Genomic DNA, 12,252 nt, shown 5'->3' on the forward strand with positions numbered 1-12,252 from the left:
GCCGGTGTGTTGCCGGGTGGTCGAATACATTTTCATACGAGATAGGGAGAACGGATGCGTATTACAATAACCAGCCTGTTTGCAGGTCTGCTGGTAGCGGTTGGACTTGCTGGCTGCGGTACACCCACCAAGATTGATCGGATCGAGTCGCGCTCGGCGCCGGTGAGTTTCCAGACTTATGCCTGGGGTACCGAGATTTTGACCGGCGACACCGGCGCACCGGCCCAGCTGGTGGAGCTGGATACCGAGCTGCGCCGTACCGTGGGCGCGCTGATGCAGGCCCGGGGTTACCGCCAGGTGGCCAGCGTGGCGAACGCGCAGATGGTGGTGGAATACCAGGTGGCGGTCATTGAAGAGGAATTCGCCAGCGAAGAAGAGAACGAAAGCTGGGATGCGCAGTTCGACAGCAATGCCCAGCGCGGCGTGGTGGAACTGCCGGATCGCAGCGGTGCGCCGCGGATTACCCTGTCCGTGGGTATTGGCCCGCAAAACGGCATGCCGATCTGGGGCGGCAGTGCCACCAAGTTGATGGCGCGCCCGGAAGATAAAAGCGAACGCCAGCGGATACTCAACAAAGCGGTGGGGGAGCTGCTCCGAGATTTACCGCCTGCCAGCTAAAGAGTTCCTTAACACGTCTGGGCAACAATCCTGGGGCTAGCCCCAAATAACTCGTTAACCTCAGTTCGGCAGGGAAGCCGGGACTCTCAAACTCAACAGGAGAGCATATGGCTTCACTGTCTTCTATTTTGCGCAGCACCCTGCGCGTCGCCGCCCTCGGCGTGGTTCTGGTGGTGGGGCTTGGCGGATGTGCCAGCCCCAACCCGGTCGCCGTGGATTACGATCCCACCTTCAAGTTTGCCAATCTGCGCAGCTACTACCTGATGGATACCCTGGCCAATGGCCCGGTATCGCCGTTTGAAAGCAAGCGTGCCAGCCAGGCGGTGAACGACGTGCTCAAGGGCAGTTACCAGCCCGCGGCCACGCCTGAAGAAGCGGACTTTCTGGTGCGCGTGCAGTTGTTCAGCAGCGACAAAGTGGCCGTGTATGAAGACCCCTTCAGTATCTACGGCGGCTACCGCTATTTTGGCTTTGGCTGGCGAGCGCCTCTGCGCGTGCGCGAATACCGGGAGTCCACCCTGATCGTGGATGTACTGTCGCCCGAGCAGGCACCCCTCTGGCGAGGCAGCATGCCTTCCGTGGCAGGCCGCCACGCTGCCCCCGAGCAGCAGCTGTTCCGTCTGCGGGAAGAGGCCGGGATGATTCTCGCCAGGTTCCCGCCGTATAACGACGTCGGTTTTGATTGAGTGATCCATTTAGCGGACTAAGGGCGTATCCGTGAGCGAAAGCAAAGATTTCAAGCCGCAATTTACCCGCGGTGCTGTCGATGTGATTTCCCGTAAAGCGGGATACGCCGGCTTTTTCCAGATTCACAAATTGCGCTTGCGCCATCGCCTCTTTCGCGGCGGCTGGAGCGGTGAAATGGAGCGCGAACTGTTCGTGCGTGGCCACGCGGTGGGGGTGCTGCTGTATGACCCTGAACGCCAGCTGGTGGCGCTCACCGAACAGTTCCGGGTCGGTGCCCTGGAACGGGAGGCCGGCCCCTGGTGCCTGGAAGTGGTGGCCGGCATGGTGGAAGAGGGGGAGTCCCTCGAAGACGTTGCCCACCGAGAGCTGCAGGAGGAAGCCGGGTTGCAGGTCGACAGCCTGCACTTCATCCGCAGTTACCTGCCGAGCCCGGGAGGTACCAATGAGCGCATGCACCTGTTTTGTGCCTGTGCCGATCTCAGTGATGCCGAGGGGTACTTCGGGTTGCTGGACGAGCACGAGGATATTCGCCTGCGGGTCTTTCCCCTGGACATGCTGCTGGATGCCATGGTCAGTGATGATGGGATTGTCGACAACGCTGCCAGCATCATCAGCCTGCAGTGGCTGCAGTTGAACCGATCGCGCCTCGGAGTCTGACCGGCGAGATGGCCCCCCCTGGGAGTTAACAGGGCAGTGCCGGCTGATAGTTACAGACAAATGGCAATTCTTGTCCGGGGCTGCCAGTGTAGTGAGTGTTCACCCGCAAATCTTCTCGGGAGTGTACGAAAATTCTTCCTCGGCGCTTAGATTCCCCATCATCACGGGCAATTTGAGAGATAAGTCACGGCGCGGAGTCAACAGGAGTGTCGATAATGGCAGTACCGGCAGGCACTGGCCGCAGCAAGGCAAGTCAGCGCTCAGCGCAGGGCTCGAAAGGGCTAAATGCGCCGCATGGGACACATGGTAAGACGCGCTTTCGTGTCGACCTGACGACTTATCACGCCGACTGTGACGCCAATTATCTGCGGCTGTGCAAGTTGCTGCCGGAGCTGGCAAGTCACCAGAGCTGGTCCTACCGGATACCGCACGGCACACTCGAAGTGACCGTGCTGGAGCGCAGCAGGTACACCACCGAGGTATGCCTGCGGACCGCGCCACTGAACAGTGGTGGTAATGAAAACGACTGGTTGACCCCGCCCCCCATCACCGTGCGCCTGTATCACGACGCGCGCATGGCCGAAGTGGTGGCGGTGGATGGCCAGGGGCCGATCGGGGGCAATGGGCTGAACTTCAGCTACCCCAATCCGGCTATGCACAACGAAGACGAGCGCCAGCAGGTCAATCGCTACCTGAGCGAGTGGCTGGCGCACTGCCTGGCAAACGGCCGCGCCGAGGTCGAGCTTCCATTCCGCGGAAGTCCAACCTGAAGTCAGCCGGGCATCGCACACGCGAACATGGATGTGACGGCAAGGTGAGACATTGAATATCGACGCAGCACAACCGGCACACCGGCTGATCCAGATTACCGACCCCCATATTGGTGGCCGGCCGGATTACCAGTTGCTGGGATTGGATACCGGGCACACCCTGAGCGAGGTGCTCTCCGCTGTGTCCGGCCCTACGGCGTCCACATCGGCCGATTTGCTGGTGGTGACCGGAGACGTCTCTGCCAACGGCTCAGAAGCCGCGTACCGTCGCTTTCTGCACAAGATGCAGCCGGTTACCGCGCCCTGGTACTGGCTTCCCGGCAATCATGACACCCCCCGTAAGATGGATGAGCTGGCTCCGAGGCGGCGGCCGGAAGTAGTGTCCGTGGGGGCGTGGCGCCTGCTGCTGCTGGATACCAGTGTGCCGGGGCAGATCAGTGGCGGTCTCAGTGACGAAGAGCTTGCGCGTATCGGTCAGCTGCTTGAGGACCACCGCGAACACCCTTTGATGCTGATGATGCACCACCAGCCGGTGCCCGTAGGCAGCCACTGGATCGACGGACATATGCTGAAACAGGGCCGTGAAGAACTCATCGCGCTGGTTCGCGGGCTCGAAAACGTCCGCGCCATCGCCTGGGGGCATGTGCACCAGCAGTTTGACAGTCACCTGGGCCACATCGGCCTGCACGCCACGCCTTCCACCTCAGTGCAGTTCACTCCTGGCAGTGGTCCTTTTGCCGTCGACAGTGAAATGCCCGGATACCGCTGGTTTAACCTGCGCGACGATGGCAGCTACGAGACCGGCGTCGAGCGGGTGGCGATCGCAGAATACAGCGTGGATCTGGCGTCCTCCGGGTACTGACTCTGCGCGAATGGCAGAATTCAGGCCAATCGTCCCTTTGCACTTTTTAACCTGTCTTTCATGACTCGGCAGCCATGCTTCTATCATAATATGGCACGTGAATTCGCGGTTCAGTGGTACCGGATTCCTGCGGCCGAGTCCCGGGCACATTTAGCGCGAGGCTAGTGCACAGCGTCACTCCCTGCGCTGCCAGCCGCAATCACCCACGTGTTCATCAGGAAGTGAGGTCACCATGCAGATAAATCCTATAACGACGTATAAAAAAACACTGTCCCTGTTGCTGTTTACCGCCCTGTTTCTGGCCGGCTGCGCGCAGCAACCGGTCGCCACCCCGGAAGATGAGGCCGATGGCCTGTTGCCGCGACAAACCGGCCTTGATCACGTCAGCGCCGCCTACGCCTTCGATCTCAGTGGCGCCAAGGTCTACCTGGAGCCGGTGGGCGTGGAATATACCAAGCGCTTCCCGCGCGCGGGCTCACCGCTACGCGCCAAGGATTATGAGCTGCGTGACAAGGATATGGTGCGCCTGCAGGAGGTGATGGGTGAGGCCGTCAGTGAGCGCTTCCTCGCACCACGCCGTAGTGAACTGGTGGCAGACCGCGCCGAAGCGGATTATGTCTTTCAGCTCGACCTGAGCCACTTTTCCCTGGGCGCGCCACTGGAACCTCAGGCTTATCTGTGGCGGGTGTACACCGATCAGAGCGCCTATGGCACCCTCTCCGGGGAGCTTAAAGACAGCAATGGCAACCCCGTCATGCGCTTCAGTGATCGCCGCGACATTGGCGAGAACTTTGGCAACCTCGGCCCAGGGGGCCGCTTCGAGCGCTTCACCAGCGTCACCTTCTGGCGCGACATGAAAGTCGACCTGCGCCGGGCGTTTGCCAGCCTCGACGAATCCCTGCGATAAGCCTCGGGGAACTGCCGCCGGTACATCTGCCGGCGGCACCGCTATAATCCCCGCCATGTCGTCACATAATTCCTCTAACGTGCTTGATCAATCACCGGCCGGCGAGCGCCCGCTGCTGATCTACCTGCACGGCTTTCTGTCATCCCCCCAGTCGCACAAGTGCCAGCTGCTCAAAGCGTGGTTGCAGGAATTCCGCCCGGACATCGTGTTCTATGCACCGCTGATTTCCCCATACCCCGCGCAGGCGGCGCTGGCGCTCAGCAGCGCCGTGAAGGAGTTCGCCAAAACTCATAAGGGGCCGATCGGGCTCACCGGCAGTTCCATGGGCGGCTTCTGGAGCACCTGGCTGGCCGAGCAGTATCGGCTGCCGGCGGTGGTGGTCAATCCCGCGGTCACGCCCTCCCGCTTTATGCCCGCTTATGTGGGGCAGGACCTCAAGCCCTACAGTGGCGAGATACAAACCTATCGCCTGCAGCCCGCGGATGTGGATAAGATGCAGCAACTGGAATCCGCCATCGCCGGGCCCCTGCAGGCACGCTACTGGCTGCTGGCGCAGCGAGGGGACGAGACGCTGGACTGCCGGGAAGCCGAGGATTTCTACCGCGGCCAGCGCCAGACTGTCGAAGAGGACGGCGATCACAGCTTTCAGGGATTTGCCCGCTATACCGCGGCACTGGTAGATTTCCTATTTCCGAATCATTGAATAAACCCACAACAAGATCCAAGCAGTAGGCGCCGGTTACGGCGAACAAAACTCTATGGCCAATTACTCCGCAGAAGACATCGAGGTATTGACGGGGCTGGACCCGGTGAGAAAGCGCCCGGGCATGTACACCGAAACCACCCGGCCCAATCACCTGGCCCAGGAAGTGATCGACAACAGTGTCGACGAGGCCCTCGCCGGCCACGCGAAAAAAGTTGAAGTCGTACTGCACAAGGACCACTCGGTTTCTGTCAGCGATGACGGCCGCGGTATGCCGGTGGACATCCATCCGGAGCAGGGTCGTCCCGGGGTTGAAGTGATTCTTTCTACCCTGCACGCCGGCGGCAAATTTTCCAAAAACAACTACCAGTTCTCCGGTGGCCTGCACGGGGTGGGCGTATCGGTAGTGAACGCCCTGTCCAAGGTGCTGGAAGTGACCATCCAGCGCGATGGCAAGGTGCACCGTATCGGCTTCCAGAATGGCGATAAGGCGTCTGACCTGGAAGTGGTGGGCGAATGTGGCAAGCGCACCACCGGTACCAGCGTCCGTTTTCTGCCGGACCCGAAATATTTCGACTCGTATAAATTCTCCGTGCCACGCCTGCGCCACCTGTTGCGTGCCAAAGCAGTGCTCTGCCCCGGTCTCAGCGTTACCTTTATTAATGAGCAGGACGGAGAGTCCGATCAGTGGTACTACGAAGACGGCCTCAAAGACTACTTGGCCGCAGCCAACCAGGGCTGGGAAGTGCTGCCCGCGGAACCGTTTGTGGGCAACTTCTCTGCGGAAACTGAGGCGGCCGACTGGGCGGTACAGTGGTTGCCGGAAGGCGGCGAGGTCACGGTCGAATCATACGTAAACCTGATCCCCACCGCCCAGGGAGGCACCCATGTCAATGGCCTGCGTGCCGGTTTGCTCGATGCCATGCGCGAATACTGCGAAATTCGCAACCTGCTGCCGCGCGGCGTCAAACTGGGCCCGGAAGATATCTGGAACCAGTGCTCCTACGTGCTCTCCGCCAAGCTCGCCGACCCCCAATTCTCCGGCCAAACGAAAGAGCGCCTGAGCTCCCGCGAAGCCACCGCGTTTATCTCCGGCGTGGCCAAAGACGCGTTTGGTTTGTGGCTCAACCAGCACACCGAAGAGGGTGATAAGCTCGCCGAGCTGTGTATCAGCAACGCGCAAAAACGCCTGCGCTCGGCAAAGAAAGTCGCGCGCAAAAAGGTCACTCAGGGCCCGGCACTGCCCGGCAAACTCGCCGATTGTTCCAGCGGTGATACCACCCGCTCGGAACTGTTTCTGGTGGAAGGGGACTCCGCCGGCGGCTCCGCAAAGCAGGCGCGGGACCGCGAGTTCCAGGCCATCATGCCCCTGCGCGGTAAAATCCTGAATACCTGGGAAGTAGACTCCAGCGAAATTCTCGCCAGCCAGGAAGTGCACGATATTGCCGTAGCCCTCGGCGTCGACCCCGGCAGTGATAACCTGGAAGGCCTGCGCTACAACAAAATCTGTATCCTCGCCGATGCGGACTCCGACGGTCTGCACATTGCCACTCTGTTGTGTGCTCTGTTCCTGCGCCACTTCCGCCCACTGGTGACCAATGGCCATGTGTACGTCGCCATGCCGCCCCTGTTCCGTATCGATATCGGCAAGGACGTCTACTACGCCCTCGACGATGCCGAACGCCAGGGTATCCTCGATCGTATCGCTGCCGAGAAGAAAAAAGGAAAAATTCAGGTCACCCGATTCAAGGGCCTGGGTGAAATGAACCCCCTGCAGCTGCGTGAAACCACCATGGACCCGAACACGCGCCGGCTGGTACAGCTGTTTATTGAGGCTGGCGACGACAGCAACCAGTTGCTGGATATGCTGCTGGCGAAAAAGCGGGCCGGCGACCGCAAGCAGTGGCTGGAAAGCAAAGGAAACCTTGCCGAAGTAAGCTGAACACAAAGCCCCGCCTTGCGGGGCTTTGTTGTTTACGTAGACCGCAAATTTCCATGCTTGCTCTCCATGGCTAGATATAGACATATCGGCAGCTTGAACGGCATGCCTAGATGTAGGCATTATGGCTATATCTAGACATCTCATGCCCAGATGTAGCCATTATGTCTATATCTGGGGCTTTTGAATAAAACTGTTATACGTCATAAGTAAGGAAGCACCATTGAAATATATAATCACAGCTCTGCTTTTGACTGTCTCCATTTCTGTACAAGCAAAAGATGGCAATGATCTATTGGCTGATTGTCAGAAAGTAGTCGATGGAAAAAACGGTGTCCTACTGAGTGAAGATGGAAAATTGCGGGCCGCAATCTGTATTTCCTACCTGTCAGGTTTTGGTGGCGCTGATGCAATTTCTCCACTGACACATAAGGGTAAAAGAATGTTTTGCATTCCAAAGCGTGTTTCTTTAAAAGATGCTGCTGAGAAAACAGTTACTTGGATGTTGAATAATAGAGAGAAGCTAAGCTATCCCAGGCACCAGGTTCTAGCTATGGCAAACATTGTCAACTTCCCGTGCAACGTATAACAATCACAGGCAGTAAAGCTCCGGCCCTTCGGGCCTCCTCGGGACGGCTTACGCTGCGCTTCAGCCGCCCCTGCTGTGGGCGTTATGGTTCCCAAGAGCTCATGAAGAATTTCATACTTTTGCTTGCTGTCTTCCCAATGTTTGCAGCAGCTTATGACACAACCAAATTGCATTCTCATCATGTCTATGTAGAGGGAGTTCTTCCTGAGCCATATGAAAATGTTTCTGTGAAGATAGATCTAGATCCGGAAAATGATGATCTAAGAAATATTTCTATGTATATAGATGGAAAGCCCGTCAGCTTCTCTGAGTCGGAGAAGGCAAAGCTTGCTGATCTTGATTTGCAAACAATGGAAATTGAGCACGGTATATTTAGTGCTCATGATAGCGAGATGGGTGATGTTCTTTATATCAAAATTGCAAAAGGAAAGAGAAAGTCAATGAAATGCAATTTTGATAAAGAGGAGCTAAACCACGGGATCTACGATGTTGCATTAATCCAGTATAACTTTGAAGACTCACCGATTGTGCGGCTGGACAATCCCTACAAGTACTATCGGGACCGTTACCTGTGGTGCTTCGAGGGGTGAAAAACCATAACAAGCAGCGGCAGAGCGACAGCCAACGTTACGCACGTTTTGTGTTACTCGCTGTCGCTCAAACATTAACACAAAAGGCGCTCCACGCTGGCTGCGCCTGCGCTGGGCGTTAAGTTTGGTGGCCGGAATGAGAGTGAAAATTCTACTTCTCGGGCTTGTTGTTTTAATGGTTGGCTGTAGCAGTCATCTTCAGACTAGCAAGAAGGACATCTACGGTATCCCTGAAGCTTATAGGTATTGTGAAGTTACTTCTGATTGCACAACCATAGGGAACCTCTGTGTGGGGTGTTCGGGACCAGAAGCCATCAATAAGCGGTACGCAGAAAAAGCTATCGAAGAAATGCGGTTTCACTGTGAAAACATCGACACCGCCGTTTGTGGGGTCTACACATTGCCTTTTACTTTAGAGTGCAAGTCCAATCAGTGTGTCATGACCCCAGTGGAGTAAACTTAACAATCACAGGCAGTGAAGCTCCGGCCCTCCGGGCCTCCGCGGGACGGCTTACCTTATGCACGTTTTGCGCGGTCGCTACGCTCCCATTTTTGCGCAAAACGCGTATAAGATAAGCCGCCCCTGCTGTGGGCGTTATGCAATACGGAGAGTTGCATGAGCAAATCAAGGAAAATTTTTGCAATATCGTTTCTGGCTTTCCTAGTTCTTACAGCACGGTATTTAAGCCTCAGATAAAGAGCTTCTATGATCGGCAGTTTATTCTTTGGAGCATTGATCGAGTAAACTCAGAAAGAGTTGTAAATTCATGTCGCGTAAGGTTTTGTATAGTAACCGCATACTCGAATCGTGGTAACTTTACTTTCTATTATCTAGGAAGCAATGATATTTCTGAGAAGGTAGATTTACTGAATAGCGTGATGGAAGAGTGGCCGAATTCGAAAAGTCGCTGTGAAGCAATGTTTTCAACAGATGGAGCAAAACATTGTTTGGTCTCAGGGCAAGCTATTTTCCAGGCTCCTAGCGAGTAGTGCATAACAATCACAGGCAGTGAAGCTCCGGCCCTTCGGGCCTCCGCGGGACGTCTTACCTTATGCACGTTTTGCGCGGTCGCTTCGCTCCCATTTTCGCGCAAAACGCGCATAAGGTAAGCCGCCCCTGCTGTGGGCGTTAAGATTTCACGAAATGACGATCTCGTATTCTTGGCCGCTTCTCGTTATCCCGCTCATTCAGATGTTCGTTGTATATATCATCGTATGTATTGGCTTGATGAAGAGCGAAGATAAACAGCAGTACTTCCAGAATATAAAGGATTTGTTCAAGCCTCCGAGTACTTTAGTTGTTTCAATCGTAGGGTTCGCACTATTTATCTGGGGTGCAGGTCTTTACTTTTTTGTGTATAGCGTCTTTTATGTCGAAAAATATGTAAAACTCATTGATCAAAGAAGTAGCTCAATTAGCACTGCGACTGGAGTTCTAAGAAAATCTAAAGAGGACGATCGCGTCTACTTCGTTGAAGGGGTGCCATTTCGTTACGGTAGAGGAGTGTCACCTATAAGGTGTATAAACTCAGATCTTCATCGGCGATACCGAGATAATCTTGTTACTGTATGGTACATAAAAGATAGATCTGACCGTTTTCAGTTTCGAGGTGTGGAAATTCCAGTGAATTGCATGCTAAGAATTTTCTTGCGGGACCAAGACTATGGTCCCGGATCTTAACAAAGCAATGCAGCCGACGGCTAACTTTGTGCACTTTATGCGCGGTCGCTACGCTCCCATTTTTGCGCATAAAGCGCACAAAGTTATCCGCGGCTGAGCGCGGCGTGAGGATTCAATTAGCCCATGGAAGAAAAAATAATAGAAGGGGTCGTAATAGGTGCAACTGGAGGTTCGCTGGCCGGAATCACCGTGTACCTAATTCAGTATCTACACAAAAAATGCGTAGATTACATTGAAGCCAAGAGAATCCGTACCTGGTTGCAGGAAAATACTCGTCAGAATCAGTGGCGCTCCAGTAGATCCATCGCGAATTGGACAAATTTGCCTTTGGAGAGGGTCCAGTATTTGTGTAGTCATGACGATCAAATACGACTTTCAACCGGTGAAAAAGATGACATGTGGGCCCTCCGGAGTAAGATTCCACAGCCAGCTAAAGAGTGAAAACCTGAACAAGTGACTATGGTGATCTTGCCTAGATAAAACGGGCAAACTACTTTTCACGCTGCTATTTCCTCATATTAATACTCATATCTGAATAGCTCTACTGCCATTGGCTTCGGTGAAAGAATGCTCAAAGTAAGACCCAAACTACATTTAGTGACGTTAAACCGCCTTCTTCCAATATTTGCGGGCGCAATTGTACTGGCTGCGCTTGGCTATTTTGGTGTCAGCGAGACGTTCTTTTATGGAACATTTTTCTATCTGGTTATATTGGCGGCGTTGACTATGCTGATGGCGTTGTTTGAGCCATTCTTCTCGCAAGTGAATGTTTATCGTGACAAGATCTGCTACACCACGTCAGCGGGCGGAGAAATTGAGGTTAGTCTCGATAGCATTGATCAAGAAAGATCTGCATGGGATAAAAAAGGTCTGTTATTAGTAGACCAAAATGGAAATCATGTATTTCTTAGCCGTTCCATTTTTTCCAAAGGCGACATAAAAAATGTGTATGAATTTATCTCCGAAACCATCTGACCAGTGGCTACTTTATCGGGGTAATATCAATGGCTAATATTGTTCAACCCATGCGCGGTTGTTTCCCCCACCTTATCCTCCAATAAAGCGTCCAGACATAGGGGTAGCTAAGCGTACCGCTATTCGACTGACTGTATAGCCAATCTACGATTGCGCTTGACGTAACCCTCCAAAGTGCTGCCAGTCCAGCGTTTAAATGCCTTCGAGAAAGAGCTTCCGTCCGAGTAACCAAGGGCTTTGGCAATATAGTCCGGGCTGGAATATCCGAGATCAATGATTCTTTGCGCCTCGTCCAACAGGAGGGAATCCTTAAGTTGCGAAAAGGATGTGTCTTCGGCTTGGAGCTTCCTCTTTAGCGTAGCAGCACTCAGATTTAAATTTTGCGATACCGAATCGATTCTGGCCATAGCGGGAAAGGTATAAGTTCTGAGAGTCCTGAGAACGCTATAGCTATAGTTCTTGTGCCTCAATGATTCTAGCGACCGATCTCCGATTTTTGTCAATGTCTCAAAAAGGTGCTTTTGTGAGTTGTGTATGGGAAGTTCCAATATTTGGATCGGGATTACGAGATAGTTTTCAGGTTGAGAACCATATGTCGGGCATCGAAAGTAGCTGGAATACACAGATTCCAGATTTTTTATTTCACGAGAGAATCCTACTCGAACAAGCTTTAGTTCTGCCGAGTGTAGATTATTTGTAAGAAAGTTGATGGTCTTGATAAATTGCGAAAATAGATTCAGAACCACGTGGTGCCAGTCAAAATCCTCATCGAGATCTTTTACGGAAAGAGAAACTTTCAATTCCGAGCTGTTGAAGTCAGAGGTTAAGATAAAACAATCTGAAATGAGTTGCTTGTATGATGCTGCACTTTTTAGGGCAAGAGCGAGAGTACCTGAATGCATCATGATGAGACCCGGGACTCCCAGGTCGGCGATGTGTGCCCGCTCCCCGATCTTGCAGGGCAATAGCGGGTCATTATTGCTCGCTATCAGTTTTTTCCAAATCGCGATGTAATCAAAAAATGAAACATACCCTGGGCGTATTTCGCGTATGTTGTACGATCGTATAAAGCTGGCGTAGCCTGGATCGCCAATAAGTTGTACGGACGTACTAATTAACGCTTCCATTTTTTCCCGAGAGATAACATTGTCCATTTGTTGACCTGTTAGTCCTTTTTCACTCTTAACTAAATTTTTATAGTCCACATTTTAATATGTCCGCTGTAATCAAAAAGTGCGGCCCTCGTCATATCGGCTCATTCTCGCTGTCAAAAG

The 12,252-nt window shown here is 53.8% G+C and carries 12 protein-coding genes; 11 read left to right on the forward strand and 1 reads right to left on the reverse strand.

Translation table 11 applies throughout. The features are described 5' to 3' along the window. Positions 1-54: 54 nt before the first annotated feature. The 11 genes from AU182_RS04635 to AU182_RS04685 all read left to right on the forward strand — a co-directional run bounded on the left by AU182_RS04635 (position 55) and on the right by AU182_RS04685 (position 10,978). Positions 55-618, forward strand: coding sequence for a DUF4136 domain-containing protein (locus tag AU182_RS04635; protein ID WP_066961237.1), 564 nt, complete (start codon positions 55-57; stop codon positions 616-618). 107 nt (positions 619-725) lie between these two features. After that, positions 726-1,304, forward strand: coding sequence for a DUF4136 domain-containing protein (locus tag AU182_RS04640; protein ID WP_066961240.1), 579 nt, complete (start codon positions 726-728; stop codon positions 1,302-1,304). 31 nt (positions 1,305-1,335) lie between these two features. After that, positions 1,336-1,962: an NUDIX domain-containing protein gene (locus AU182_RS04645; protein ID WP_066961243.1), complete on the forward strand. Its 627-nt coding sequence runs from the start codon at positions 1,336-1,338 to the stop codon at positions 1,960-1,962. Positions 1,963-2,177: 215 nt separating this feature from the next. Beyond that, entirely contained in the window at positions 2,178-2,732 is a 555-nt protein-coding gene (locus AU182_RS04650; RefSeq protein ID WP_082859215.1) for a DUF1249 domain-containing protein, read from the forward strand. 52 nt (positions 2,733-2,784) lie between these two features. Next, on the forward strand, positions 2,785-3,594 hold the full coding sequence (locus AU182_RS04655; protein WP_066961247.1) for a phosphodiesterase: 810 nt from the start codon (positions 2,785-2,787) through the stop codon (positions 3,592-3,594). A gap of 232 nt (positions 3,595-3,826) precedes the next feature. Next, positions 3,827-4,501, forward strand: a complete 675-nt coding sequence (locus AU182_RS04660) for a hypothetical protein (RefSeq protein WP_066961249.1) — start codon at positions 3,827-3,829, stop codon at positions 4,499-4,501. A gap of 55 nt (positions 4,502-4,556) precedes the next feature. Continuing rightward, a complete protein-coding gene (locus AU182_RS04665) occupies positions 4,557-5,204 on the forward strand; it encodes a YqiA/YcfP family alpha/beta fold hydrolase (protein WP_066961252.1) in 648 nt (215 codons plus the stop codon). Positions 5,205-5,259: 55 nt separating this feature from the next. Beyond that, the gene (parE, locus tag AU182_RS04670; protein ID WP_066961255.1) at positions 5,260-7,146 is read left to right on the forward strand and encodes a DNA topoisomerase IV subunit B; all 1,887 of its coding nucleotides are present in this window, start codon (positions 5,260-5,262) and stop codon (positions 7,144-7,146) included. Positions 7,147-7,366: 220 nt separating this feature from the next. Further along, positions 7,367-7,732 carry a Rap1a/Tai family immunity protein gene (locus AU182_RS16395; RefSeq protein WP_153039111.1) on the forward strand — a complete coding sequence of 122 codons (366 nt, stop codon included), beginning with the start codon at positions 7,367-7,369 and terminating at the stop codon, positions 7,730-7,732. 101 nt (positions 7,733-7,833) lie between these two features. After that, positions 7,834-8,322 carry a hypothetical protein gene (locus AU182_RS04675; RefSeq protein ID WP_066961258.1) on the forward strand — a complete coding sequence of 163 codons (489 nt, stop codon included), beginning with the start codon at positions 7,834-7,836 and terminating at the stop codon, positions 8,320-8,322. A 2,248-nt stretch (positions 8,323-10,570) separates the two neighbouring features. Then, the gene (locus AU182_RS04685; protein WP_066961264.1) at positions 10,571-10,978 is read left to right on the forward strand and encodes a hypothetical protein; all 408 of its coding nucleotides are present in this window, start codon (positions 10,571-10,573) and stop codon (positions 10,976-10,978) included. A gap of 119 nt (positions 10,979-11,097) precedes the next feature. Here AU182_RS04685 and AU182_RS04690 read toward each other — a convergent pair whose 3' ends face one another. Next, positions 11,098-12,183: an AraC family transcriptional regulator gene (locus AU182_RS04690; RefSeq protein ID WP_066961268.1), complete on the reverse strand. Its 1,086-nt coding sequence runs from the start codon at positions 12,181-12,183 to the stop codon at positions 11,098-11,100. Between the last annotated feature and the right edge of the window lie 69 nt (positions 12,184-12,252).

Source organism: Microbulbifer sp. Q7, assembly GCF_001639145.1.
Taxonomy (GTDB): domain Bacteria; phylum Pseudomonadota; class Gammaproteobacteria; order Pseudomonadales; family Cellvibrionaceae; genus Microbulbifer.